General features: G+C 71.7%; 28 protein-coding genes. 17 read left to right on the forward strand and 11 right to left on the reverse strand.

From position 1 onward, the window contains the following. Positions 1-129: 129 nt before the first annotated feature. The gene (locus ABZ809_RS28885) at positions 130-825 is read right to left on the reverse strand and encodes a hypothetical protein (protein WP_357565774.1); all 696 of its coding nucleotides are present in this window, start codon (positions 823-825) and stop codon (positions 130-132) included. A gap of 71 nt (positions 826-896) precedes the next feature. After that, positions 897-1,358, reverse strand: a complete 462-nt coding sequence (locus tag ABZ809_RS28890; protein WP_357565775.1) for a peroxiredoxin — start codon at positions 1,356-1,358, stop codon at positions 897-899. A gap of 96 nt (positions 1,359-1,454) precedes the next feature. Between ABZ809_RS28890 and ABZ809_RS28895 the strand changes: the two genes are divergently transcribed. The 3 genes from ABZ809_RS28895 to ABZ809_RS28905 all read left to right on the forward strand — a co-directional run bounded on the left by ABZ809_RS28895 (position 1,455) and on the right by ABZ809_RS28905 (position 3,234). Then, positions 1,455-2,033 (forward strand): helix-turn-helix domain-containing protein, encoded by a 579-nt coding sequence (locus ABZ809_RS28895; protein WP_357565776.1) that lies wholly within the window; start codon positions 1,455-1,457, stop codon positions 2,031-2,033. Further along, positions 2,033-2,398, forward strand: coding sequence for a hypothetical protein (locus ABZ809_RS28900; protein ID WP_357565777.1), 366 nt, complete (start codon positions 2,033-2,035; stop codon positions 2,396-2,398). Before ABZ809_RS28895 ends, ABZ809_RS28900 begins: the two co-directional genes overlap by 1 nt. 107 nt (positions 2,399-2,505) lie before the next feature. Continuing rightward, positions 2,506-3,234: an SDR family oxidoreductase gene (locus tag ABZ809_RS28905; RefSeq protein WP_357565778.1), complete on the forward strand. Its 729-nt coding sequence runs from the start codon at positions 2,506-2,508 to the stop codon at positions 3,232-3,234. Positions 3,235-3,306: 72 nt separating this feature from the next. On the opposite strand, the gene ABZ809_RS28910 is transcribed toward ABZ809_RS28905, so the two are convergent. After that, on the reverse strand, positions 3,307-4,020 hold the full coding sequence (locus ABZ809_RS28910; RefSeq protein WP_357565779.1) for a hypothetical protein: 714 nt from the start codon (positions 4,018-4,020) through the stop codon (positions 3,307-3,309). Positions 4,021-4,317: 297 nt separating this feature from the next. Between ABZ809_RS28910 and ABZ809_RS28915 the strand changes: the two genes are divergently transcribed. The 3 genes from ABZ809_RS28915 (at position 4,318) to coaD (ending at position 8,960) form a co-directional block, all read left to right on the forward strand. Then, positions 4,318-5,655 carry an SWIM zinc finger family protein gene (locus ABZ809_RS28915; RefSeq protein ID WP_357565780.1) on the forward strand — a complete coding sequence of 446 codons (1,338 nt, stop codon included), beginning with the start codon at positions 4,318-4,320 and terminating at the stop codon, positions 5,653-5,655. Further along, positions 5,652-8,282: a DUF6493 family protein gene (locus ABZ809_RS28920; RefSeq protein WP_357565781.1), complete on the forward strand. Its 2,631-nt coding sequence runs from the start codon at positions 5,652-5,654 to the stop codon at positions 8,280-8,282. Before ABZ809_RS28915 ends, ABZ809_RS28920 begins: the two co-directional genes overlap by 4 nt. A gap of 240 nt (positions 8,283-8,522) precedes the next feature. After that, positions 8,523-8,960 carry a pantetheine-phosphate adenylyltransferase gene (gene coaD, locus ABZ809_RS28925; RefSeq protein ID WP_357565782.1) on the forward strand — a complete coding sequence of 146 codons (438 nt, stop codon included), beginning with the start codon at positions 8,523-8,525 and terminating at the stop codon, positions 8,958-8,960. 178 nt (positions 8,961-9,138) lie between these two features. Here coaD and ABZ809_RS28930 read toward each other — a convergent pair whose 3' ends face one another. After that, positions 9,139-9,699: an AAA family ATPase gene (locus ABZ809_RS28930; RefSeq protein WP_357565783.1), complete on the reverse strand. Its 561-nt coding sequence runs from the start codon at positions 9,697-9,699 to the stop codon at positions 9,139-9,141. A 57-nt stretch (positions 9,700-9,756) separates the two neighbouring features. On the opposite strand from ABZ809_RS28930, the gene ABZ809_RS28935 reads away from it, so the two are divergent. From ABZ809_RS28935 to ABZ809_RS28945, 3 genes are all read left to right on the forward strand, one after another. After that, positions 9,757-10,758 carry a tyrosine-type recombinase/integrase gene (locus tag ABZ809_RS28935; RefSeq protein ID WP_357565784.1) on the forward strand — a complete coding sequence of 334 codons (1,002 nt, stop codon included), beginning with the start codon at positions 9,757-9,759 and terminating at the stop codon, positions 10,756-10,758. 95 nt (positions 10,759-10,853) lie between these two features. Further along, positions 10,854-11,531, forward strand: a complete 678-nt coding sequence (locus tag ABZ809_RS28940; RefSeq protein ID WP_357565785.1) for a HEAT repeat domain-containing protein — start codon at positions 10,854-10,856, stop codon at positions 11,529-11,531. Then, on the forward strand, positions 11,525-12,538 hold the full coding sequence (locus tag ABZ809_RS28945; protein WP_357565786.1) for a MerR family transcriptional regulator: 1,014 nt from the start codon (positions 11,525-11,527) through the stop codon (positions 12,536-12,538). Before ABZ809_RS28940 ends, ABZ809_RS28945 begins: the two co-directional genes overlap by 7 nt. Positions 12,539-12,692: 154 nt before the next feature. Here the strand turns inward: ABZ809_RS28945 and ABZ809_RS28950 are convergent, their stop codons facing one another. Continuing rightward, positions 12,693-13,559: a tetrahydrofolate dehydrogenase/cyclohydrolase catalytic domain-containing protein gene (locus ABZ809_RS28950; RefSeq protein WP_357565787.1), complete on the reverse strand. Its 867-nt coding sequence runs from the start codon at positions 13,557-13,559 to the stop codon at positions 12,693-12,695. Between the two features lie 226 nt (positions 13,560-13,785). On the opposite strand from ABZ809_RS28950, the gene ABZ809_RS28955 reads away from it, so the two are divergent. Beyond that, entirely contained in the window at positions 13,786-14,928 is a 1,143-nt protein-coding gene (locus tag ABZ809_RS28955; protein ID WP_357565788.1) for a glutamate--cysteine ligase, read from the forward strand. 76 nt (positions 14,929-15,004) lie between these two features. Here the strand turns inward: ABZ809_RS28955 and ABZ809_RS28960 are convergent, their stop codons facing one another. Then, entirely contained in the window at positions 15,005-16,597 is a 1,593-nt protein-coding gene (locus tag ABZ809_RS28960; protein WP_357565789.1) for an NAD(P)-binding domain-containing protein, read from the reverse strand. A gap of 111 nt (positions 16,598-16,708) precedes the next feature. Further along, positions 16,709-17,488 carry an endonuclease/exonuclease/phosphatase family protein gene (locus ABZ809_RS28965; RefSeq protein WP_357565790.1) on the reverse strand — a complete coding sequence of 260 codons (780 nt, stop codon included), beginning with the start codon at positions 17,486-17,488 and terminating at the stop codon, positions 16,709-16,711. A 98-nt stretch (positions 17,489-17,586) separates the two neighbouring features. On the opposite strand from ABZ809_RS28965, the gene ABZ809_RS28970 reads away from it, so the two are divergent. Both ABZ809_RS28970 and ABZ809_RS28975 read left to right on the forward strand, forming a co-directional pair. After that, on the forward strand, positions 17,587-18,267 hold the full coding sequence (locus ABZ809_RS28970; protein ID WP_357565791.1) for a hypothetical protein: 681 nt from the start codon (positions 17,587-17,589) through the stop codon (positions 18,265-18,267). Between the two features lie 189 nt (positions 18,268-18,456). Then, positions 18,457-19,236, forward strand: coding sequence for a TSUP family transporter (locus ABZ809_RS28975; protein ID WP_357565792.1), 780 nt, complete (start codon positions 18,457-18,459; stop codon positions 19,234-19,236). Positions 19,237-19,269: 33 nt separating this feature from the next. Here ABZ809_RS28975 and ABZ809_RS28980 read toward each other — a convergent pair whose 3' ends face one another. Continuing rightward, on the reverse strand, positions 19,270-19,881 hold the full coding sequence (locus tag ABZ809_RS28980; RefSeq protein WP_357565793.1) for a malonic semialdehyde reductase: 612 nt from the start codon (positions 19,879-19,881) through the stop codon (positions 19,270-19,272). 99 nt (positions 19,882-19,980) lie between these two features. Here ABZ809_RS28980 and ABZ809_RS28985 point away from each other — a divergent pair, with 99 nt between their 5' ends. Together ABZ809_RS28985 and ABZ809_RS28990 are read left to right on the forward strand one after the other, a co-directional pair. Beyond that, positions 19,981-20,349, forward strand: a complete 369-nt coding sequence (locus tag ABZ809_RS28985) for a helix-turn-helix domain-containing protein (RefSeq protein ID WP_357565794.1) — start codon at positions 19,981-19,983, stop codon at positions 20,347-20,349. Between the two features lie 37 nt (positions 20,350-20,386). Then, the gene (locus tag ABZ809_RS28990; RefSeq protein ID WP_357565795.1) at positions 20,387-21,163 is read left to right on the forward strand and encodes a GNAT family N-acetyltransferase; all 777 of its coding nucleotides are present in this window, start codon (positions 20,387-20,389) and stop codon (positions 21,161-21,163) included. Positions 21,164-21,182: 19 nt separating this feature from the next. On the opposite strand, the gene def is transcribed toward ABZ809_RS28990, so the two are convergent. Next, positions 21,183-21,692, reverse strand: a complete 510-nt coding sequence (gene def / locus ABZ809_RS28995; RefSeq protein ID WP_357565796.1) for a peptide deformylase — start codon at positions 21,690-21,692, stop codon at positions 21,183-21,185. A 10-nt stretch (positions 21,693-21,702) separates the two neighbouring features. After that, a complete protein-coding gene (locus tag ABZ809_RS29000; protein ID WP_357565797.1) occupies positions 21,703-22,485 on the reverse strand; it encodes a TetR/AcrR family transcriptional regulator in 783 nt (260 codons plus the stop codon). A gap of 267 nt (positions 22,486-22,752) precedes the next feature. Between ABZ809_RS29000 and ABZ809_RS29005 the strand changes: the two genes are divergently transcribed. Next, entirely contained in the window at positions 22,753-22,938 is a 186-nt protein-coding gene (locus ABZ809_RS29005; protein WP_357565798.1) for a hypothetical protein, read from the forward strand. Between the two features lie 57 nt (positions 22,939-22,995). Here the strand turns inward: ABZ809_RS29005 and ABZ809_RS29010 are convergent, their stop codons facing one another. Further along, on the reverse strand, positions 22,996-23,160 hold the full coding sequence (locus ABZ809_RS29010; protein WP_357565799.1) for a hypothetical protein: 165 nt from the start codon (positions 23,158-23,160) through the stop codon (positions 22,996-22,998). 175 nt (positions 23,161-23,335) lie between these two features. Here ABZ809_RS29010 and ABZ809_RS29015 point away from each other — a divergent pair, with 175 nt between their 5' ends. Beyond that, positions 23,336-24,244: an ABC transporter ATP-binding protein gene (locus tag ABZ809_RS29015; protein ID WP_357565800.1), complete on the forward strand. Its 909-nt coding sequence runs from the start codon at positions 23,336-23,338 to the stop codon at positions 24,242-24,244. Positions 24,245-24,254: 10 nt separating this feature from the next. Next, positions 24,255-24,995, forward strand: coding sequence for an ABC transporter permease (locus tag ABZ809_RS29020; protein ID WP_357565801.1), 741 nt, complete (start codon positions 24,255-24,257; stop codon positions 24,993-24,995). Positions 24,996-24,997 lie beyond the last annotated feature (2 nt).

The following is a 24,997-nucleotide window of genomic DNA, read 5'->3' on the forward strand; positions in this document are numbered from 1 at the left end:
GTCCGCCTTCTGGGTGACGATCTTGCTGTCCTGCTGGAACTGGGCGATCTCGGCGTACCGCTTGAGGTCGTCGTCGGTGAAGTCGCGGACCTGGTGGCATCGCGCCACCCGCCCCGCCGGCCGTCGGTGTCAGTGCGCCTCGCGCAGCTCCGCCAGGCGCGCCTCGATCTCCGCCAGCTCCGCCCGCAGCTTCTCCGCCTGCTGCTCCGCCTCGGCCCGCTCCGCGGCCATGATCTGCTCCACCGCCTCGTGCACGCCCGGCACGTCGACCAGCGCCACCATCCGCAGCGCCTCCGCCGGCTTCACCACGTACGGCTTCGCCAGAGACTTGCTGCCCTGCTGCGCCGCCACCGTCCACTCGCCGTCGGCGTACGCCAGCGTCACCGTCAGCCCCGCCGGCCCCTTCGGCTTCACCGCCTTCACCGCCTTGCGTGCCGGCGCGGGCGCCGGCTTCGCGTCCGCCGTCTCCACCTTCGACTCCTCCCGCGGCGCCGGCACCCGCGGCCGGTCCAACACGAACTCAGGCTCCGTCGGCGCCGCCGTCTCCACCTGCGGCTCCGGCTCCGGCTCGGCAACCTTGCGCCCCGCACCCCGCGGCGCCACCGCCACGTCGGCGGGGGAGAAGGGCAACTCGTCGCGCCCGAACCGGACCACCACGAACTCGTCCGAGACCGCCGGGTCGGTCAACTCCACCACCTGACCCACCTGGCCGGCGATCTGACCCGCCGATGCGGTGAACACCACCTTCGGCTTGCGGCCCGCCGCCAGCGCCTCCCGGATGCTCTGCACCTCGTCAGTGGACAAACCCTGGCCCGCGGCACCCATCAGCAACCTCTTCCCTCGTACACCTGTTCAGATGTCTGCCTTGATACCAGCTCGGCCCGACAACCGGAAGATCAACCCCCCAGTGCCCGCAACGCCGCGTCCGCGTGGTCGTTCATGTTCAGCTCACTGTGGACCACCTCGACGACCCGCCGGTCCGTGCCGATCACGAACGTCATCCGCCGCGTGCTCAACGCGCCCAACGGCAGCCGGCGCCGCACCCCGAACTGATCCGCCACGACCCCGTCCGGGTCCGACAGCAGCGGATAGTCGAACCCGTGCCGCCGGGAGAACTCCGCCTGCTTCGCCACCGGGTCCCGGCTGATGCCCACCCGGGCGGCGCCCACCGCCGCGAACTCCGCCGCCAGGTCCCGGAAGTGGCAGCTCTCCGCCGTGCACCCGCGCGTCAGCGCCGCCGGGTAGAAGAACAGCACCACCGGGCCGGCGGCCAGGAACTCCGACAACCGCCGGGGCGTACCCGTCTCGTCCGGCAGCTCGAAGTCCTCCACGACGTCCCCGACACCCACACCCGCCACGACCGCACCTCCACCGTCGACACCTTGAGTGCGCCGAGCGTATGCGATCCCACCCCGCGCTGGCGTTATCATTCTCGATAATGATAGCGTCAGGGTGTGGACACCTCGCCGCACCGATGGTCGGACCTGGCCCTGCACCCCGTACGCATCCGGATCCTGCGCGCGATCGCCGGCACCCGCCGCACCACCCGCGACCTCGCCGCCGCCCTGCCCGACATCCCCCAGGCCACCCTCTACCGACACCTGGCCACCCTGACCCGGGCCGGCCTCGTCGAGGTCGCCGAGGAACGCCGCGTCGGCGGCGCCACCGAACGGATCTACGCGCTACCCGGCGGCAGCGTCACACCCGACGCCACCACCCTCGCCGCCGCCACCCGCGACGACCACGCCCGCTGGTTCACCGCCTTCGTGTCGAGCCTGCTGTCGGAGTTCACCCGCTACCTCGACCGCGAACACATCGACTACACCGCCGACGGCGTCGGCTACCAACAACTCGTCCTGCACCTCAGCGACGCCGAACTGGCCCGACTCGCCCAGGACCTCAGCGCACTGCTGCTCCCACTCGCCCGGCACGAACCCACCGCCGACCGGACTCCCCGGCTGCTCGCCACCATCCTGCTGCCGGCCGACCCCGGACCCACCGACGACCCGGACACCACGGAAGGACCCACCTGATGGCCTCGACGACCCTCACACCCGACGGCATCCACATCCACTTCACCGCCGGCGAACGACTGTGGACCCGCCACCGCCACCTGAGCGTGCCCCTGACCGCCGTCCGACACGCCACCGCCGTCGCCGAACCGCTGCGCCTGGCCCGCGGCGCCCGCAGCGGCCTCACCGTCTCCGGCTTCGTCAAGATCGGCATCTGGGGTGTGCTCGGCGGCCCCCGCCAACTCGTCTGCGCCCGCGCCGGCCAACCCGGCCTGCACCTCACCGTCGACCGCCACACCACCGGCTACGACGAGATCCTGCTGTCCGACCCCGCCGCACCCGCCACCGTCGCGGCGATCCAGCACGCCACCGGAGCCCGACCATGACCAGCGACTGACTCGTGCCGATGCGCCGCCACGTGACGTTCCCCGCAGCCCACCCACCCGCCGCCACGGGTAGCGTCGGGCCCAGCAGCAACCGCAGGAGACAACCCATGACACCGGTCACCGTCATCACCGGCGGCAGCCGCGGCATCGGCGCCGCCACCGCCCGCCGCCTCGCCCACGCCGGCCACCACGTCGCCTTCAGCTACCGCCGCGACCACACCGCCGCCACCGCCGTGCTCGCCGACATCGAAGCCACCGGCGTACGCGGTCTCGCCGTCCCCGCCGACACCCGCGACCCCGACCAGGTCGCCGCCCTCTTCGACGCCGCCACCGACCTGGGCCCGATCACCGGCCTGGTCAACAACGCCGGCGTCACCAGCCCCATCGGCGCCTTCGTCGACCTCGACCCCACCGACCTGCGCACCGTCGTCGACGTCAACCTCATCGGCTACGTCCTCTGCGCCCAACAGGCCGCCCGTCGCATGGACACCGGCGCCGCCATCGTCAACGTCTCCTCCGTCGCCGCCACCCTCGGCAGCCCCGGCGAATACATCCACTACGCCGCCGTCAAGGCCGCCACCGACACGCTCACCACCGGCCTCGCCAAGGAACTCGCCCCCCGCGGCATCCGTGTCAACGCCGTCGCCCCCGGCATCATCCGCACCGACATCCACGCCCTCTCCGGCCAACCCGACCGCCCCGACCGGGCCGCCGGCCGCATCCCCCTCGGCCGCCCCGGCGAACCCGACGAGGTCGCCGGCGCCATCGCCTGGCTCCTCGGCCCCGACGCCACCTACACCACCGGCACCGTCCTACGCGTCGCCGGCGGCCTCTGACCTGCGTAGCGGCTCATCCAGCGGACGCCGCTGGGCAGGGGCCGTCACCTGGCTCCCACCCTGCCAGCGCCGCTACTCCGCTCGTTGCAGGATCACCTCACCGAGCCTCCGTCGTTCACTGTCCTGGCGAAAGCGAAGCCCACGTATGGACCTGACCGTCGCAGCAAGCCACAACCGCTGCGCCGGCTCCAAGTCCTCAAGCATGACGACGGCCAATTTCAACGCGTGATACTGCTCGAATGCGCTGCGCGGCTCGCGGATCGCAGCGATCATCGCCTCGAAATCACGCAACTCTGGCTTGGCCTGCATCATCGCCAGAGCAGTAATCCGCTCCTCCTCATTTCCCTGGCGCAGCCAGTGGGCGACCTCCACCGCTTCAAAAGACTCCTTCTCAGCCAACCGGCGGGCTCCGAGGACAATGTTCTCCAAGATCTTCGTCCGTTCAGGACTTGAAGGCAAAGAATCGCGCACGCTGCGGTAGCTTGCCGCGATCGGCCGCGCAGCGTCCATGAAAGCACGCGCCTCCTGCCTCAACCGGTCAGCTTCGGCGACATCACCACGATGCTCAGATTCCTCAGCCAAGGCGTACCGTTGCGCCGCGGCGGCACGCAGTCTGAGCCTAGCGCCGCCGAACTCCAGACTCTCGATGCGATTGCCGAGCACGGTCAGAAAGAGTACGGCAGCTCCAACGACGAGTAGCACGCCCGTGCCTGTTCCGTTCTGACTGATGAAGACGGCGACCACCCCGGTGCTGAAAGAACCCGCCCCCAGAACGCCAAACAGCACCCGCAAACCGGTAGGAAAACCGCGCGACGCAGGCCTGGGTGTCACCCCTTCCCCCCTTCCGGACGTGCACGCGACATGACAACTGCGCTTCGAACCACCACCCCGTCATTCTCCACTCTCACCGCCACAAGCAGGTCGGTCGCCCGCCGGCAGTTTCCGGACAGAGACACCCCAGCCGGGAACGACCCAGGACCCGACCACGCACCCCCCGATGCTGAGACGCGACGATCGCGCCCACGTGCACGACAAACCACACCCACTGGTTCCTGTCACACACCTCATCTACTGTCCGCGGACGTGAGCGCAGTCCAGACGTACCGGTATCTCGGCTCCTCCGCCCTCGGACAGGGCGGACTCGCCCTACAGACCAGCGGCGGCCCCACCCCGAACCCCCGCTTCTTCACCGGGTTCCTCACCACCCCACAGGCAGCCGCCATCGGCCTGCTCGCCGTCGCCGAGGTAGCCCGCACCCGCTACCACCGACCGGTCAGCCCCGCCAGCCTCGACCCTGTCGTCACCGGCAGCCGCGACCGACTCCGCTTCGAGTCCTTCTCCGGCTGCTGCGGCGTCTACGCCCGCCTCGACGCCCTACCCGCCGGCCTCGACGGCGACGTCCTCGAACACGGCACCACCAACGTCGACGTCAACAACCCCCTGCGCGAGGCACTGGCCCGCGTCGGCGGCCTCGACCCCCTGCACCTCTCCGTCGGCCCCGACGACCTCACCGTCTCCACCATGGACGGCCCCGTCGTCGAGAAAAAGGTGCCACTACCCGCCCGCTGGCTCCGCGGCTTCGCCGAAGTGCAGATCCTCGCCGCCGCATTCGAACCCCGCGCCGAGATCCCCGCCACCGAAGCCGCCACATTCCTGCGCCGGCTACCCACCACCAACGACCGGACCGTCCTCTGGGCCGTACCCGCCGGCCGCTCCCTGCGACTGACCTCCCGACCCGTCCCCGGAGCCGTCTGCCTCGCCGGCCCCAGCCGACTCACCGCCCTGCGCGGCATGCTCCGCTTCGCCCAGACCCTGCGCGTCTACGGCCCGACCATCGCGGCCGGCTCAGCACCCGCACCAAGCACCTGGGAACTCGACACCGGCACCCTACGACTCTCCCTCACCCTCTCACCCGAGCCCTACCGCGGCTTCTCCGGCGAAGGCGCCGCACTCACCGCACTCGCCGGAGACGACGTCGTCGACGACGCCAACCTCGTCGCCGCCATGCTCTCCTGGGACCCCACCATCGACGTCGACCGACTCGCCACCGACACCAACCTCACCCCGACCCGCGTCCGCGCCGCACTCGCCCAACTCGGCACCGCCGGCCGCGTCGGCTACGACGTCTCCGAGGCCGCATACTTCCACCGCGTCATGCCCTACGACGCGAGCCGCGCCGAACGCGACAACCCCCGCCTGATCGGCGCCCGGGCACTACTCGACGCCGGCGCCGTCGAACTCGACGGCACCTCCGCCACCATCCGCAGCGGCGACCAGACCTACCGCGTCCGCCAACTACCCGACGGCGACCTCACCTGCACCTGCCCCTGGTGGGCCAAGCACCGAGGGCAACGCGGCCCCTGCCGACACGCACTGGCCACCCGCATGCTGACCACCGACCGCGCCGAGGAGCCGGTGTGACCCGCGCAGAACAACAACTCTTCATCAAGAGCACCGCACGACGCCAACGCGAACTCGCCGCCGGAGGCACCAGCGACCTGTTCGACCTCATCAAGAACGCCGCCGCCCCCCAGATCGCCGCCGCCCTCGCCGGGCTACCCGAGCAACGCCGCCGCGAAATCGGCAACGACCTGACCACCTGGTTCAAACAACACCGCACCACCTGGTGGACCGTCGGCTCCGGCACCGCCCTGGCCGTCGCCGTCGTCGGCTGCCTCCCCACCGCCGCACAGGCCGCCACCATCCTCGGCCGCAACAACGTCAACCCCCACGGTCAACGCGCCGCCACCCTCATGGCACAAACCGCAGAGGAACGCGGCATCACCTGGCTCGGCGACCTCGCACACCGGCTCGCCACCAAAATCAACCAACAGACCTGGACCGAACGCTGGCGCTTCATCGCCGCCCTACTGCACATCACACACACCACACCACCCACCAACGACCGCTTCGTCGAACTGTGGCTGGAAGCCGCCGCGCTGCCCGACCGACAACACCGCAGCCGCCCGACCCCCCTGATCGACCGGCTACGCGCCGACCCGTTCCTCACCGCCATGCTGCCCCGACTCTTCGAAGTCGACGGCCTCGGCACCCGCATGACATTCGACGAGATCACCACGACCTGGGAAGACCGGCAGCGACACCCACTGCCGACCGCCCTGGCACAACTCGCCACCGAAGGCACCATCGACCGGACCACCCTCATCGACGGCGCCATCGGCCGACTGCTGCGCGGCGACCGCGCCGCCGCACTACGCGCCTTCACCATCCTGCTCACCGAACTGAAACCCACCACCGCCGAAGTCACCGCCCACACCACCGACTACCTCCGCCTGCTCACCGACGCACCAGCCCCCGTCGCCACCATGGCGCAGACAGCACTACGAGACCTGCCCGACCTCGACATCGAGACCCTCCTCGACACCTCCCGGGACGTGCTGCAACGCCCCGACAAGGCACTCGTACGCACCCAACTCACCTGGCTCGACCGCCTGGCCCGCCAACACCGCGACCGGGCAGCCGAAATCGCCGAGATCATCGCGATCGCCACCGAACACCCCGCCATCGAGCTACGCGACCGCGCGAACACCCTCGCCACCCGACACGGCCACAACCCGGCCACCGCCCCCACCGTCACCCGACCACGCGGCGACGACCTCCCACCACCCCCACCACCCGCACCCGCACCCACCCCGATCACCGACATCGACGAACTCGCCGAAGAGGTCGCCACCCTCCTCGGCACCCAGTCCCAGGGCACCCCCCTGGACCGCATCCTCGACGGACTCGTCCGGCTCACCACGACCGACAGCACCCGGGTGCACGCCGCACTCACCCCCGTCATCGAGCGCCGGCACTGGTCCTGGGGCAACGAACACCGCTACGACCCCCTCTGCCTGTGCGAGGTGGTCGTCGACGTACTCACCACCGCCGGCGCCACCGACCAACAGCCCCGACGACGCAGCCGCTGGCAGGCACTGCTCGCCGCCGTACGCCGCACCGACCAGACCACCGACCCCCGCGTACCCCCACCACACCGACTGCTCCGGGCCCGCCTCACCGAGATCGGCGCCCACCTCAACGAGCCCGGCCAACCCGGCCTGCTCGCCACCCCCACCTCCGCCAACGGCATGCTCGACCCACTCGCCCTGCTGGAACGGCTCACCGCCCTCGGCGACCAGCCAGCATGGCACTGGGACCTCACCCAGGCCCTGCTGCGCCTACCCACCGACACCGATCCAGCGGTGGCCGGCAAGGCGGCGGCACTGGGCACACCGGCAGGGGAGAGGCTCGCCGACTGGCTACGCTCCGGCGGGCTCCCGCAACCGGTCATGCGCGCCACCACCGTCACCCGCCGAGCCCGCAAGCACGGCAACGACTGGGAGTACGACCAGCTACCACCGAACCGGCACCTGGTCGAACTGCGCCCACCCGACGGATACACCGACCCGTACGGCCTGCTGACCGCCGACCCGAAACCCCTCGGATCCGAGTACTCCGGCTGGGTGAACCTGTGGCCGTCGATCCTGCCGGGACACCGGGGAGTGATCGCCGCGTACGCCCTCCCGACGGTGGCCGCCACCGCGGACATGGACCAACGCGACGGCGCCGCGATCCTCCCGTTGCTCGCCGAGAGCACCGGTCCCGGCGGCGTGGCCCTCGATCTGGCCCTGGCCTACGGGCTCGGCGCCCGCCACGGCGCCGACCGGATCGCCACCCTGGACGCCCTCCTCGGGCTCGCCGCGGCCGATCAGCTCGACGCCGCCGGCACGGGCGAGCAACTGGGCCGGCTGGTCACCGCGAACCTCGTGAAGCTGTCCCGGGCGGTGGAACCACTACGCGACGCCGCCCTGGCCGGGGCCCCGCTGACCGTGTGGCGACTGCTCGCCGCCGCGCTACCGGCCCTGCTCGCCGCCGCCAAGCCCGCACGCGGCGTGCCCGACCTGCTGAGCCTGGCGGCGGAGACGGCCACCACCACGGGTGTCCGGATCGAGGTGCCCGGGCTCGGCGATGTCGCCGGCAGGGGAGGGACGAGCCGCCTGGTCACCGAAGCACGACGCCTGCACCGCGCGATCGACACGGCCTGATGCACCGCAGGGGAGGGCGACGAGGCAGACCGGGATGAGACGGCAGACGAGCGACCGCGGCGTCGTCTCGGCAGCTCAGGAATCATGCGCGTCGGCCGGAATACGGCCGGGGGAGACCTGAGCAGCGCTGATCGGGCTGTGCCGTGTCACAGGCGCGGCCCGATCAGCGCTCGGCACGGAAGCCCCCGGAGTCCGCTCCCAGTGACGTCGAGCCACCCGGACGGCAGATAGCATGCGTCGGTGCTTCACCTGCCTGTGGGCGATCCCCGAAGCTCCCGAGCTGTCTATCCCGGAACGTTCGACCCCTTCACCGACGGTCATCGTGATCTCGTCGATCGGGCGCGGCGCTTGTTCGCACACGTGACGGTGCTGGTCGCGGTCAACGACGAGAAGCGGCCCGCCAGGACCGGTGCGGAACGCGCGGTGGACATTCGTGCCATCCTCCCGGCGGACTGGGAGAACGTGACGGTCGCAGCCTGGAGCGGGCTGACCGCGGCCTACTGCCAGCAACACGGAGCCGGAGTGATCATCCGTGGCGTACGGAACGCGATCGACGCGGAGCGCGAGTGTCAGCTGGCAGCCATGAACGAGACGCTGGGTGTCACCACCCTGTTCATGCCGGCTCGGCCCGAACTGGCGACGACTTCCTCGACCGCGGTCCGCGCCGCTGCGACCTAGCCGTACGGTCGTGCGGGTTCGGCGACAACGATCGGATCGCCCACCCTCCGGGGCCCACGCGTTGGCGGCTAATCGCCGCCGATCCAGCACCTGAACTGTCAACGATCAGGGCTCGGCTCGAACCCGACTGTGATTCGATAATGTGCATTATGTAAAGCTGACCGGATCCGGCCCTCCCTCACCTGGGGATCCGCGGGCCGGCGAGCCGCCGCAGGTGTGCTTCCACCAGGGCGACCCGCACGTGCACCGGCGCGGCCGGCACGACGATCAACTCGCAGCCGTGCGCCCGGTAGATCTGCTCGTGCACGCGGGCGAACTCCAGCGAGTCGGCGTAGCTGATCCGGCGCGCGGCGGTGGGCGTCACGAAGCCCAGCGGCCGGACCAGGAACACCTGCCGTTGATATGCGCCGTCGCGGAGCACCCGCACGACCTCGTCGGTCAGCACACGCCCCGGCTGTCGGCCCAGATACCGCGCCAACGCCAGCGTGCACAGGGGTGAGCGGTCGTGCACCTGCACGAGGCCGCGTGTCCCGTACGCCTCCCGGCGCTGGCGCTGCAGCCGAGCCACGGCGTCGAGGAAGCCCGCGTCACGCCATGGTTCGGCGACGCCCCGTGCCTGCTGCGCCGCGATGACGTCGGTGGCCGCCTCCCCGACGACTTCCCATCCCCGCCGTCGCAGCGCGTCGGCGAGCGTCGTCTTGCCCGCCCCCGGCGCGCCGGTCAGGACGTACCGTCGCACGGCCTCCCCCTCTCCTGGCGTTGCCGCCGAACCCGAAATTCATGCATAATATCCCTTATGCATGACAAACAGGACGAATCGGTACAGCAGTTGATCGAAGAGTTCCTGACCGCCCGCGCCACCCGCAAGCCCTCTCCCCACACGCTGCAGGCGTACCGGCGGGACCTGCAGGCCGTCACCGCGCTGGCGGCCGAGGCAGCCACCCCTCCCCTCCCCCGCGACGCGCTGCCCGTCGCCGCCCTCACTCCCCGTGTCATGCGTGCCGCGTTCGCCCGGTTCGCGGAGCCCCGCGCGGCGGCCTCGGTACACCGTGCCTGGTCCACCTGGAACAGCTTCTTCTCCTTCCTGGTCGCCGACGGGGTGGTCGCCGGCAACCCGATGCCGGCGGTCGGCCGGCCCCGGGCACCACTCCCCCAGCCCAAGCCGCTGCGGGGCGCGGACACCCCCGAGCGGCTGCTCGCCGCCGTGGCCCGCGACGAGGGCCGCCAGCGCGATCCGTGGCCGGAGCGCGACCTGGCCGTGCTGGCGCTGGCGCTCTGCGCGGGGCTGCGGCTGTCGGAGCTGCTGGCACTGCGGGTGGGTTCGCTGGCGGGCCGCCCCGGTGAGCGACGGGTCGACGTCGCCGGCAAGGGCGGCCGGCCGCGGGTGGTGCCGATCGAGCCGGATCTCGACCGGGTGCTGGTGGGCTACCTGGACAGTCGGGTCCACCGGTTCGGGTCGCGTACGGTGCGGCCGGACGTGCCGCTGTTGGTGGACCGGAGGGGCGAGCCGCTGCGGCGGGGTGGGCTGCAGTATCTGGTGGAGTCCTGCTACCGGCGGGCGGGCATCACCGACCGGGTGCCGCGCGGAGCGCGTCTGCACGCGCTGCGGCACACCTTCGCGACGCGGTTGGCGGAGGACGGGGCGAGTGCGGCGGAGATCATGCGGCTGCTGGGGCACGCGTCGTTGGCGTCGTCGCAGACGTACATCGAGGTGACGGCCGGGCAGCAGCGCGAGGCGGTGCGGTCCAACCGTACCAATCGGGCGTTGGCGGGGTTGGTGCCGGTCGCGCGGTCGTAGGCGGAGGGGTGGGGCCGCACGTCGGGGACGGTCTTGGTCGTGGCTTGACGTTGACACTGTGACAAGGTCTTCACTGGGCGCAGGAGGTGGTCTGCGTGGACCCGACGAACAGAAATTCACCGGACGCACGCCTGCGCGACGCGTTGAGCGCCGGGAACTCGTCGACGCGGCTCCAGGCGGCTCTGGCCGTTGGTACGCACGCCGATCCCGGCCTCGTCGATGCGCTCGTGGCGCGGTGCGCGATCGAGCCGGATTTCTTCGTGCGTGACATGCTCACCTGGGCGTTGACCCGTCTTCCGGCGGAGGTCACGGTGCCCAGGCTCCGTGCGGAGCTTCGTGCCGAGCGCGCTCAGGCCCGGAGCCAGGCGTTGCATACGCTGTCCAAGATCGGTGACAGGAGCGCGTATTCCGCGATCACCCGGTCGTTGCTGCACGACGCCGACGACGAGGTCGCGCGAAGCGCATGGCGCGCTGCTGTCGTCCTCGTGCCCGACGGCGAACAGACAGGATTGGCCGTGGAGCTGGCTGCACAGCTCGGTCGCGGTGACCGGGGTGTGCAGCTGAGTCTCAGTCGAGCACTTGTCGCACTCGGAGACGTGATCGAGCCGGCCCTGCGGACGGGGATGGCGAGTGCCGATCCGGCGGTGAGGGCGCATGCCCGCGCTACGGAGTTGCTCCTGCGCGATCCGGATGTCGGTTTCGACGCAGCCGTCGAGGAGGCGAAACGGATCGTCGCGCTCGGTCCGGAACGGGTTGAGGGATTCGGGTGCTGATCGGTGAGGTGGCGCGCCGCTCGGGGGTGAGCGCCCGGATGCTCAGGCACTACGACTCACTCGGGCTGGTGCGACCGACGGGCCGTACGTTGGGTGGCTACCGTGAGTACTGCGCCGAGGACATTCGCCGGATCTTCCACGTGGAGAGTCTGCGGTCGCTGGGATTGTCGCTGCGGCAGATCAGACGTGCTCTGGAGGATCCTGCCTTCGCGCCGTCCGTGCTGGTCGGCGACTTGATCAGACGGACCGAGGAGCGGCTGGAGCGGGAGCAGGAGCTACTTGAGCGGCTCCGGGCGGTGGATGCCTCGGCGCCCTCCGGTTGGCAGGGCGTCCTGCGTATCGTCGAACTCCTGCACGGGCTCAACTCGCCCAGTGCCGCGCGTCGGCAGCAGGCCGTCCTGGCCCCGGCCGAGGACGTGCCGGTTCCCACCGGGCTGCTGGCCGAGGCGGTCCTTGCCGAGTCCGATCCGAACGTCGCCGGTGCCCTGCGGTGGGCGCTCGCGCGGGCGGGCGGTGACGCGGTGGCGAGCGTGGCGTCCGGCGTGTACTCGGAGGACGTCGAGATCCGGCGGCGCGCGGTCCTGGCGCTCGCCGAGATGTCCGGTGACGAGGCGAGCACGGCGCTGTCGGACGCACTCGGGGACTCGGATCTGGCGGTGCGCAGGCACGCTGCCCTGGCGTTGGGTGGGCGTGGCGCGTCCGCTGCTGTGCCGACACTCGTCGGGATGGTGGTCGAAGGCGCGAACGACGTCGAGGCGGCCGAGGTCCTGGGGGCGTTGTCGCTGGACCCCGGGTGCGCGGAACGGGTCGTGGGTGCGCTGGTCGACGAACTCACCGCACGCACTGCGGGTTCCGCGGTGCGGATGCGACTGACCCAGGCGCTCGCCGAGCTGCCGGCGGGCGTCGCGCGGGGCGTCCTGGGGCGGTTGGTCCGCGACGATGATCGGGCTGTCGCCCTCCTCGCCTCGGCCCTGGTGGATGCGTTCGACGAGCGGTCTGACGGCTGAGGGGCCTGCCGGTGCGACCGTGGCGGGTCGCCTTTCTCGGGGTCCTCGTCGCTGGTGTCCGGATCGGGCGGTTGCGCTGTTTCCGGCGGTGTCCGCCGGCCGGCTCCGGTGGCGAGGTGTCGCCGGAGCCGGCCGGGAGTTGGACGGCGGTGGATCAGGCGTGGCCGGTGGCGCGGCGGGCGGCGTCGAGGGCGTTGCGGAAGAGCATGGCGACGGTGGTGGGGCCGACTCCGCCGACGCGGGGGGTGATGGCGCCGGCGACCTCGGCGCAGCTTTCGTCGACGTCGGGCAGGAGGCGTCGGCCGGCGTAGCGGACGCCGCCGCCGATGACGACGGCGCCGGGGCGGACGTGTTCGGGTTGGATGATGCCGGGGACGCCGGCGGCGGCGATGAGGATGTCGGCGCGGCGGGTGTGGGTGGCCCAGTCGGGGACGCCGGTGTGTACGACGGTGACGGCGGCGTTGGCGGTGGGGCGTTTCTGGGTGAGGAGCAGGGCGAGGGGTCGGCCGAGGGTGGCGCCTCGGCCGAGGATGACGACGTCACGGCCGGCGACGGGGATGTCGTGGAAGGCGAGCAGGGCTTCGATGCCGGCGGGGGTGCAGGGCAGGGGGCCGGGCAGGCCGAGGGCGAGGCGTCCCATGTTGAGCGGGTGCATGCCGTCGACGTCGAGGTCGGGGTCCATGGTCTGGAGGGCCCGGTCGTAGTCGAGGTGTGCGGGGATGGGGTGCTGGATGAGCAGGCCGTGCACCTCGGGTGCGGTGTTGAAGTCGGCGATGGCGCGGTGCAGGTCGGCCTGGGTGGCGGTGGCGGGCAGGTGTACGTGGGGTGAGTCGAAGCCGAGTTCGGCGGCTTGGCGTTGCTTGATGCGGATGTAGCCGGCGCTGGCGTCGTCGTCGCCGACGAGGATGGTGGCGAGGCCGGGGGTGGTGCCGGCGGCGCGTAGGGCGGTGACGCCGGCGGCGACGTCGGTGAGGATGCGTTCGGCGACGGGGGCGCCGGGCAGGAGTCGGGCGGTGGGCATGGTGCTCCTCCGTCGGCGGGGCCCAGGCGGTCGACCTCCGCGCGTGGAGCTCCCCGATGGTTTGGTGCCCATCCTCTGGCCGCCAGTCGCGTCTGGGTGTCAGCTTGCCACATCGGGGGTGGGGTGTGGTGGGCGTGGTGGGGTCGCTGACTGAGGGTGTCCCGTTGGTCACACGTGCGGGCTAACCTGTCGGCGCGGTTGTCGGGTGTCGTGAGTGGAGGCCGGTGTGCAGTTTCAGGTCGGTGGGGACGGGGTGGTGTCGGGTCGGCGGTTGGGGGTGGAGGAGGAGTTTCTGCTTGTCGATCCGGTGAGTCGGCGTGTGGTGCCGGGTGCGGAGTCGGTGGTGGGTCGGGCGGCGGCGCGGCTGGGTTCGCGGGTGTCGGGTGAGATCACGACTTTGCATGTGGAGACGAAGACGGATCCGACGTCTTCGGTGCGGGGGTTGGTGGATCAGTTGGCGGAGGCGCGGCGGGTGGTGGCGGAGTGTGCGGCGGTCGACGGGTTGGGGATCGTGGCGACCGGTACGCCGGTGTTGCCGGGGGCGACGGCGCCGCCGGTGACGCAGGGGCCTCGGCAGGAGCGGGGTACGGCGACGTTCCGGGGGTTGCATGACGAGTTGGCGATCTGTGCGGTGCACGTGCATGTGGAGTTGCCGGATCGGGAGCAGGCGTTGCTGGTCAGCAACCATTTGCGGGCTCATCTGCCGTTGTTGATCGCGTTGACGGCGAATTCGCCGTATTGGGAGGGGCGGGATTCGGGTTATGCGAGTTGGCGGTCGGTGATCTGGTCGAGGTGGCCGGTGGCGGGGCCGCCGCCTCGGTTCACGTCGGTGGCGCATTACGAGCGGGTGGTGGAGATGTTGTCGGCGGCGGGGGCGGTGGTGGATCCGGGGACGTTGTTCTGGGATATCCGGCCTTCGGTGACGCATCCGACGTTGGAGGTGCGGGTGATGGATGTGCCGGTGTCGGTGTGGGAGTCGGGGTTGGTGGCGGCGTTGGTGCGGGCGTTGGTGGTGCGGGCGTCGGCGGCGGTGGAGCGTGGTGATCCTGGTCCGGAGCTTCCTGGGGAGTGGTTGCGGGCGGCGTACTGGCGGGCGGCGCGGGATGGGTTGGAGGGCGCGTTGCCGCAGGTGGGTACGGGGCGGTTGCGGCCGGCTCGGGAGGTGCTCGGTGAGGTGGTGGCCGGGTTGGGGCCGGTGTTGCGGGCGGTTGGTGACGAGGAGTTGGTGCGGGGGTGGGTGGGGCGGTTGTTGGCGGGGGGTGGTGGTGCGGTGCGGCAGCGGGCGGCGGCGGGGCGGCGGGGTCGGCTCGCGGATGTGGTGGATTTTCTGGTGGCGGAGACGGTGGTGCAGGAGCGGCAGTTGGCGTAGGTGTGTGGTGGCCCGGGCCCCGGTCTTCTGGTGGGTGGGGCCCGGGCCGGTGGTTGGGGTGCGTGGGTGGTCGGGGTCAGCGGTTGCGGTGTAGTTCGCGGGCGAACCAGTCGCGTAGGGGTGTCACGTGGCGGTCGGGTCGGCGCCATTCGGCGAGCAGGTCTTCGAGCAGGTGCAGTTCGTCGACGAGGGTGTCGCCGTGGTAGCGGCGGATGACGGGGTGGATGAAGGCGCTTTCGGCGGCGCGGTGGGGTTGGGGGTGGCGTTCGATGGCGAAGACGTCGCCGTAGTCGTCGCGGCCCCAGCGTAGGCCGATGGTGTAGTAGTGCGGGTGGTCGCGGAAGCGGTCGCGGATGTGGTCTTCGGGCAGGTCGGTGTAGTGGCGCAGGTGGCCGTCGGGGTCGGCGACGAGGGCGTCGCAGAGGAATTCGAACTGGGTCCAGAGTGCGGAGCTCCAGTTGACGCGGTCGAGGACGAGGGTGGTGGCGGCGTCGGCGTCGCGGGCGATGCGGCTGTGGGTGAGGGGTACGCCTTCGTAGCGTTCGCGGAGCAGGGCGGTGAGGGTGCGCAGGTTGTAGCGGAAGCCGTCGATGAAGGCGGAGGAGGCGCGTTTGAAGTCGCGTGCCTGGGCGAGGGTGCCGGCGAAGTAGAGGCCGTCGATGTTGGTGGACTGCCAGTCGCCGGTGGTGGTGGGCATGCGGCCGTTGGGGGTCATGTCGGGTCGGCAGGTGGTGTCGAACAGGGTGGTGTCCATGGCGAATCCGGTGCAGCGGAGGACGGATTCGTAGTCCATGACGGCGGTTTCGTCGTCGGCGTGGGTGTAGGTGAGGTGGACCCGGTAGCCGTGGTCGGTGGGGCGGATCTCGTCGATGACGCAGTCGAGGACGGAGTGGAGGGTCTTGAACTGGTAGCTGTCGAGGACGGCGCCGTGGTGGCCGCGGACGTCTCCGGGGTGTTTGGTGTTCCAGGCGAGGCGTAGTGGTCGGGGGCTGGCGAGGTGGATCATGGCGGCGTGGCCGAGGATCGCGGAGGCGGTTTCGAAGGCGGAGTTGCCCTTGCCGAGGATGAGGACGCGTTGGCCGGCGTAGGCGGCGGGGTCGGTGTGCATGTCCTCGTAGCCGGTGGCGTGTTCGATGCCGGGGATGTCGGGGATGTTGGGTCGGCCCCAGCCGGTGGCGACGATGACGCAGCGGCAGCGCAGGGTGCTGTCGGGGGTGTGGACGAGGAAGCCGCCGTCGTCGGTGCGTTCGATGCGTTCGACGGGGGTGTCGAAGCGTACGGCGAGTTGGTGGTAGCGCTGGAAGTCGGTGAGGTAGCGCACCATGTCGTCGGCGTGGGGGAAGTATTCGCTGCTGTATTTGGCGAAGGGCAGGTCGGCGGGTTCGTGTAGCAGGGAGTTCCAGTCCCAGCGCAGTCGGATCTCGGGGTCGGTGCTGGTGGTGTGGACCTTGTTGAGGGAGATCAGCCTGCGGTGCCGGGGGAAGTGTCGGAAGAATTCGGCGGGGGCGGCGGCACGTTCGAGGGTGATGTAGTCGCTGCCGGCCTGCTGGAGGTAGTAGCTCAACTGGAGGCCGGCGGGGCCGGCGCCGATGATCACGTAGGGGTGGTCTTCGGTGTGCTGGTCGGGGGTGTCGTCGTGGCGCGTCGGGCCTGGGGTGAGTGCCGTCACGCCAGAGACCTTTGCCGATGCGCAGGGTGCGTGTCAACGCTGGGTGTGGTAACGGTGACGCGACCGAGGGTGGCGGGTGGGGGCTGTCCCCCGCTGTCGTCCGGGTTGCGGTCAGCCGAGGTCGACCAGGAGCGGGCGGTGGTCGGAGATGGTGGACAGGGGGCTGTGCACGGCGGTGACGGGTGGTAGCTGGTCGAGGGCGTGGCGGTCGGCGAGGATGTGGTCGAGTTGGACGCGGGGTTGCCCGGCGGGGTAGGTGGGGCGGCGGCCGAGGGGGCGCCAGCCGGTGAGGAGTCGGGCGGGGCCGGCGGGCAGGTTCAGGTCGCCGAGGAGGATTCGCGGGGCGGGCAGGGTTCGTAGGGCGCGGACGGTCTGGCGGAGTTGGTGGGCGTTCCAGCCGGGGACGAAGGACAGGTGGGTGGCGGCGACGGTGAGTCGGCCGTGGGGGGTGTCGAGGACGGCGGCGAGGACGACGCGGGGTTCGTCGTGCAGGAGGGTGAGTCCGCCGCGCGGGCCGGGGACGTAGACGGGTGAGCGTACGGGGGCGGGGCGCAGTCGGGTGACCTGCCAACTGTGGACGTGGTGTCGGGTGACGAGGCCGACGCCGTAGCAGGGTTCGCCGTGTCCGTCGTCGTCGTGGCGTAGGGGGCGGAACTGTTCGCCGGGGGTGCCGACGACGGCGGCGGCGAAGCGGTGCTCGTCGGCGCCGAGGGCCTGGGCGGCGATGGCGGTGAGGTCGAGGTTGCCGCTGCGGCTCTGGTCGCGGTCGACTTCCTGGAGGGCGAGGATGTCGGCGTCGAGTGCGGTGACGGCGGCGGTGAGCCGGGCGGGGTCGACGAGCCCGTCGGTGAGGGATCGGCCGTGCAGCAGGTTGAAGGTGGCCAGGCGCACGTTTGCACCCTACGTGGCCGTGGGCGGGTTGCCGGGCGTTGTTCTGCTGTGCCGGGGTGGAACATCGGATTCCGTGTGCCGTGCCTACACTCGCCGGCATGAGTGCACCCGGACACCCCGCATCGGCCGGTCCGCCGGTGGTTCGCCCGCTCTGGTCGTTTGTCGGCCCCGCGTTCGGTGCGCTGGTCGCTGCCGGAATGCTCACCGCGCCGATCGGGTCGTTGGGTGACGCGATCAGGCATGACCTCGGACTGACCACCGCGGCCATGACGGTGATCCTGGTGGTGCCGTACGTGGCGGCTGCGGTCCTGCTCGTGCCCGGTTGGCTGCTCGGCCGGCGCTGGCCCACGGCGACCGGGGTGCCGGCGCTGGTGCTCCTGCTGCTCGGGAGCGTGGTGTGCGCGTTCGCGTCGGGGGCGGTGCTGATGGGGGCCGGGCTGGTGGTCGTCGGGTTGGGTGCCGGGACCGCGGTCGGCGTCGCTTTCGGCCTGTCCGGTCAGCTGGGCCGCTGGGCTTCCGGGGCGCGGTTGGTGCTCGGCCTCGCGCTCGGCGCCGCTCTCCTGCTCGCACCGGTCGTGAGTGGTGTGCTGGCGCAGGGGTTTGCTTGGCGGCCGGCGTTCCTGTTCGGCGTGCCGATGGTCGTGCTCGCGCTGGTCGGCACCGGCGCGAGTGGCATCGCCATGTGGGTGACGAGGGGGTCCCGCCCGGGCCCGCCGGCCGCCCCTGTCCCGGCGACGCCGCTGCCCGACGAGTCCCGGTCGGGCGGCCCGGCGCGCTGACACCCGGCGGACCGGCACGGCCTGCGGCTGTGCCGGTCCGCCGGCCTCGCGCTTTGCGCTGGCCATGCCGTCTGCGGTCGTGCGGCGGCGGGGTCGGTGCTGGTGTGCGGCGGTGTGGCGGGTCGGTGCTGGTGAGGCTGGCCACAGGGGGCGTCGTCGGGCGGGTACGGGTGGGAAGAATGACGGCCCGTGGATGTGGACCCCCTGTCGCTGGGCACCTTGCTCGCCGTGGCCGCGATGGCCGGTTGGATCGACGCCGTGGTGGGCGGTGGTGGTCTGCTGCTGTTGCCGATGTTGATGGTGGCGGTGCCGGGGATGCCGGTGGCGTCGGCGTTGGCGACGAACAAGCTGACGGCGATCGCGGGTACGACGACGGCGGCGGTGACGTACGCGCGCCGCACGAAGATCGACTGGGCGGTGGCGGGGCCGTCGGCGGTGCTGGCGATGTGTTGTGCCGGGTTGGGTGCGGCTCTGGCGGGGGCGGTGCCGGCGTCGGCGTACCGGCCGGTGGTGTTGGTGGTGTTGCTGTCGGTGGCGGCGTTCGTGGTGTTGCGTCCGCGGTTGGGGGTGGTGTCGCAGCCGCACCGGCGTACCCGGGCGCGGGTGGCGGCGGCGGTGGCGGTGGCCGGGGTGGGCATCGCCCTGTACGACGGGCTGGTGGGGCCGGGGACGGGGACGTTCCTGGTGGTGGCGTTCACGGCGTTGGTGGGTGCGGACTTCGTGCACGGTTCGGCGATGGCGAAGGTCGTGAACGTGGGCACGAACCTGGGGGCGTTGGCGGTGTTCGCGGTGACCGGGCACGTGTGGTGGCTGCTGGGGGCGGCGATGGCGGTGTGCAACATCGCGGGGGCGGCGCTGGGGGCGCGGATGGCGTTGCGGCGGGGTTCCGGGTTCGTGCGGATCGTGTTGTTGGCGGTGGTGGTGGCGTTGGTCGGCAAGTTGGGCTTCGACCAGTGGGTGGCGGCCTGACCGGTCGCCACCCACTGGTCGGGCGGGCCGTGCTCAGGCGTGCCGGACGACGTCGGTGTAGTCGAGGCGGGGCAGGCGCGGGAACCAGGCGTTCTCGCCGGGGCGGCCGATGTTGACCACGAGCAGGGTCTTCCAGGTGCTGTCGGCGAAGAACTCGCGGTCGATGCCGGCGGCGTCGAAGCCGGCCATCGGGCCGGTGGCGAGGCCGGCGGCGCGGACGGCGAGCAGGAAGTAGCCGATCTGGAGGGTGGCGTTGAAGCGGGCCATGTGCTCGCGTGCCGTGGGGTTGCCGGCGAGGTCGTCGCGCATCTGCGGGCGGATCGGGAAGATCTGCGGGATGTGCTCGTGGAAGTCGGTGTCGGCGGCGAGCACGGCGACCATGGGGGCGCTGGCGGTCTTGGCCTGGTTGCCCTCGTTCATGTGGGCGACGAGGCGGGTGCGGGCCTCGCCGGGGCGCACGAAGAGGATGCGCAGCGGCTGGGTGTTGGCGGCGGTGGGCGGGAACTTGGCGAGTTCGAAGATCGCCTGGAGCTGTTCGTCGGTGACCGGTTCGTCGGTGAACGTGTTGGCGGTCCTGGCCTCGGTGAACAGCAGCGCCTGGGCCTCGGGGTCCAGGTGGATCAGGGGCGATTGGACGTCGGTCATCGGGGCGTCTCCATGAAATCGGCAATATGCTTCGGCAACGGTAGCAGCTAGTTTTTTAGTAGCCCATCGGGTGGCGGACGTCCGCCGTATTCTGGGCACATGACGGTCAGGCCGGAGGTGGGCGACGCGCCCCGCGTGTGTGACGGGGGCATCGCCCGGGCCTTCGCGTTCCTCGGCAAGCGGTGGAACGGCATGCTGCTGAGCACCCTCGCCGACGGGCCGGCCGGGTTCGCCGAGCTGACCCGCGCGCTGCCCGGGATCAGCGAGTCGGTGCTGTCCGACCGGCTGGGCGAGCTCGTCCGGGTCGGGCTGGTCAGCCGCACCGTCCGGCAGGGGCCCCCGGTGGGCGTCAGCTACGCGCTGACCGGGCCGGGCACGTCCCTGCTGCCGGTGCTCGACGCGCTGGGCCGGTGGGCGCACGAGCACCTGCCCGCCGATCCCGGGGCCAGCCCACCGCCGGGCTGCTGACGGCCACCGACCGTCGCGGATGTGTGATCATCAACGGATGCCGGTACGCGCCGAACACGACCGGGCCGTCCTGGCCGAACTGCTCGGGCGGGATCCGGTGCTGCACGCGTACCAGCTGGGCGACCTGGACGACTTCTTCTGGCCGTACACCTCCTGGTTCCGTCGGGACGAGGAGGTGGCGTTGCTGTACCACGGCGCCGACCCGCCCACGTTGCTGGCGTTCGCGGCCCCGTCCCGGGTGGACCGGCTGGCGGCGCTGTTGCGTGAGCTGACGCCGGTGCTGCCGGCCCGCCTGTGGGCGCACCTGTCCCCCGGCGCGGAGGCGGCGCTGGCCGGGGCGTTCCGGGCGGCGGCGGCCGGCCCGCATCACAAGATGGCGCTGACCGACCCGGCCCGGCTGGCCGCGGCGCCCGCGGCGGGGACGGTGCTGGACGCGGGCGACCTGCCGGCGCTGCGGCGGCTGTACGACGTCGCCTATCCGGGCAACTGGTTCGACCCGCGGATGCTGGACACCGGCCAGTACGTGGGCGTCCGCGACGGCGGCGAGCTGGTGGCGGTCGCCGGGGTGCACGTGTACTCGCCGGTCTACCGGGTCGCCGCGTTGGGCAACGTGACCACCCATCCCCGGGCGCGCGGGCGGGGGTTGGCCGGGGCGGCGGTGGCCGAGCTGTGCCGGCGGCTGGCCGACAGCGTCACGCACGTCACGTTGAACGTGAAGGCGGACAACGCGGCGGCGGTGCGGCTCTACGGGCGGCTGGGTTTCACCCGGGTGGCCGACTACGGCGAGTACGCGCTGACCGCCCGGCAGCGGTGACGCCCCGGCCCCCGGGCGGTCAGCCGCGGCGGCTGGGTGAGTCGAAACGGCCGGCACGGATCTCGCGCAGCGCCTTGCGGCGGGTGTCCCCGCGCAGGGTGTCGACGTAGAGGCGGCCGGCGAGGTGGTCGGTCTCGTGTTGCAGGGCCCGGGCGAGGAACCCGCTGCCCGAGATGGTGAGCGGCTCGCCGTGCTGGTCGAACCCGTGGGCCGTGGCGTGCAGGGCGCGCGGGGTCGGGAAGTAGAGGCCGGGAATCGACAGGCAACCCTCGTCGTCGTCCTGGAGTTCCTCCGACAGCTCCAGCGTCGGGTTGACCAGGTGGCCGCGCTGGCCGGCGGCGTCGTAGACGAACACCTGGCGGTTGACGCCGATCTGCGGGGCGGCGACGCCGGCGCGGCCGGGGGCGCCGAGCAGGGTGTCCATCAGGTCGGTAACCAGGTCACGCAGCTCGGCGTCGAAGCTGGTGACCGGCTCGCTGGGGGTGCGCAGCACGGGGTCACCGATGATCCTGATGGGGCGCATGGTCATGTCGGAAAGGTTATCGGTCGCCGGTCGCGGCGTCCGTGCGGCCGGCCACGAGCACCTCGATGCCGTCGAGGATGCGGGCCAGGCCGAACTCGAACGCGTGGGCGGGGTCGGACGCGGCCTGGTGTTCCTGCCCGGCGGCGGTGCCGACGCGGGCGGCGAGCGGGAACCGGCGCGGGTCGAGGGCCTTCTCCAGGTAGGGGGCGTGGGCCTGCCACCACTGCTGCTCGGTCATGCCGGTGTGCGCGGCGGCCTGGGCGGCCTCCACGGCGCCGCGGACGGTGCCGTGGACGAAACCGGACACGAGGGTGACGACGGCGTCCATCTCCAGGTCGGTCAGGCCGATGCCGTCGACGGCCCGCAGTTCGTGCTCGTAGCGGGCGATGACGTGGGGGCCCAGCGGTGGGCGGGTGGTGGCGACCTGCAACAGCCAGGGGTGGCGCAGGTAGAGCGCCCAGGTCTCGCGGGCGACGTGCGTGAGGCGGCCCCGCCAGCCGCCGGGCACGTCGTCGGGGCGGGTGGTCTCGCCGTAGACGGTGTCGAGCATGACGTCGAGCAGCTCGCCCTTGCCGGGGACGTAGGTGTAGAGGGACATGGTGCCCACGCCGAGGCGTTCGGCGACCCGGCGCATGGACAGGGCGGCGAGCCCCTCGGCGTCGGCGACCTCGATGGCGGCGCGCACGATCCGGTCCACGGACAGGTCGGGCCGGCCCTTGCGGCTGGCGCGTTCGCGGGTACGCCAGAGCAGGGCGAGACTGCGCGCGGGATCGCCGGTGCCGCTGTACTCGGTCGTCATCCTGGCACCTTAACGTGCGCCGTACCGTAGGGCATACGGTACGACGTACGGAACGAGCGGGGTCCTGCCCCTGGCGGTATGGAGGTGCCAGCGCCTCGACCGGTAGGCCCGTGGCGGCGTTCTGGGCCGCGGCGACGCGGGAAGCCCTGCACCTGGCCACCCGCGGCCTGCTGCTGCCCGCGGTGACCGTCGCCGGGCACGACGCCTGGCGGATCGGGCCGCTCACCACCGACGACGAGGCACGGCAGGCACGGCTGGCACGGCGCGATGCCCGCCGCGCGCGCGATGCCCGCCGCGCGCGCGACGCCGGTGCCCGGTCGCACCCCGGCGTGGCTGCCCGATCCGGTGCGGCTGCTGCGCGACTTCCTCGACGCGGTCGCCGACATCCTGCCCCGCGACGCCGGGCCACGGCGCTGGCCGCGCTCAGCGACACCGAGCTGGCCGATCTGGTGACCCTCGGAGCCGGGGCCGCCACGCCCGCACGCTGGTGCCCGGTGGCGCCGCCGCACCCTACAGGGACGTGCCCGCCGCGTCGCCGCCGCCAGCAGCCGCCGGGCGGGCCGACGGGGCGGGAACGGCCACCACCGAGGCGTACGCCCGGCCGGTGCCGCTGCCGCCCGAGCCCGAATCGGTGCTGGGCGGGCCTACGCTGCCGCCCGGCCCCGACGTGGACATCGACGCGCTCCGCGCGGCCGTGGCCGTGGCGGCCGACCGTGCGGCGGCCCTGCCGCAGTGCGGTCCGGCTGACTCGGCATCCACCGATTGGTTGATCGGCGGGCCCACGGCATCCCTCGCCAGCCCTGGCTGCGTGGTCGATTCGGCGCCGGGCTGCGAGCGGCACGCTTCCGATATGGCAATCATCGAGGTAGACAGCCTCGTCAAGCGCTACGGCGACCACACCGCGGTGAACGGGGTCAGCTTCGCCGTCGAGCCGGGCGAGATCTTCGGCATCCTGGGTCCCAACGGGGCCGGCAAGACCACGACCGTCGAGTGCGTCGAGGGGTTGCGCATCCCGGACGGCGGGGCCATCCGGGTCTGCGGCATCGACCCGCGTCGCGACACCGGTGAGCTGCGGCAGCTGCTCGGCGCGCAGCTACAGGAGAGCGAGCTGCCCGAGAAGCTCAAGGTCGGCGAGGCGATGGAGCTGTACAGCTCCTTCTACCGCGAGCCGGCCGACTGGCGGGAGCTGATCGACACCCTGAACCTCACCGACAAGCTCGACACCCAGTTTCGCCGGCTGTCCGGTGGGCAGAAGCAGCGGCTGTCGATCGCGCTCGCGCTGGTCGGCAACCCGAGGGTGGCGGTGCTCGACGAGCTCACCACCGGCCTCGACCCGCAGGCGCGACGCGACGCGTGGGACCTCATCGAGGGCATCCGCGACCGGGGCGTCACGATCGTGCTGGTCACGCACTTCATGGAGGAGGCGGAACGGCTCTGCGACCGGCTCGCCGTGATCGACTCCGGCCGCCTCGTCGCGCTCGACTCCCCGTCCGGGCTGATCGCGAGGGTCGACGACCGGCAGCGGATCCGGTTCCGGCCGTCCGCGCCGCTGGAGCACGCCGTACTGGCCGCGTTGCCCGAGGTCGCCTCGGTCGAGCGGGCCGGCAGCCAGCTCGTGGTGACCGGCACGGGAAACCTGCTGCTCGCCGTGACAACCGTGCTCGCCCGCAACCAGGTCACCGCGGCCGACCTGCGGGTCGAGCAGACCTCGCTGGACGACGCGTTCGTCGCGCTCACCGGCCGCCCCATCGACGCCTGAGGAGACCACCATGTCCGCACTGGCCCGGCTCACCGCCACCGAGACCAAGCTCTTCTTCCGCGAGCCGATGATCGTGTTCTTCGCGCTCGGGTTCCCGCCGATCCTGCTCGTCATCCTCGGTACGATCCCGGCGTTCCGGGAGCCCGACGAGAGCCTCGACGGTCTGCGGGTCATCGACCTGTACGCGCCGATCATCGTCGCGATGGGGGTAGCCCTGTTCGCGCTCAACGCCCTGTCCCAGCTGTTCGCCACCTACCGGGAGAAGGGCGTGCTGCGACGCATGCGGACCACCCCGGTCAAGCCGAGAGTCATGCTCGGCGCGCAGCTGTTGATGGCCACGATCCTGTCCGTGGCGACGATGCTGGTCGTGCTCGCCATCGCCCGGCTGGCGTTCGACGTGCGGCTGCCCCGGCAGCTGCCGGCCTACCTGCTGAGCTACGTGCTGGCCGCGCTGGCGATGTTCGCGATCGGTCTGCTCGTCGCCTCGCTCGCGCCGACCGGCAAGAGCGCCGGCGCCATCGGGACTCTGCTGTTCTTTCCGAGCGTGTTCTTCGCCGGCCTCTGGATACCCCGCGACAGCATGAACGACGTGCTGCGGACGATCAGCGACTTCACCCCGCTCGGCGCCGGCGTGCAATCATTGCAGGACGCCGCCGCTGGTCACTGGCCGCAACTGCCGCACGTGGCCGTCATGCTGGGGTGGACGATCGTGGCCGGTGGGCTGGCCGCGCGGCACTTCCGCTGGGAGTAGGT

Origin of the sequence: Micromonospora sp. NPDC047074, from assembly GCF_040643815.1 — a bacterium.
Lineage (GTDB): Bacteria > Actinomycetota > Actinomycetes > Mycobacteriales > Micromonosporaceae > Micromonospora.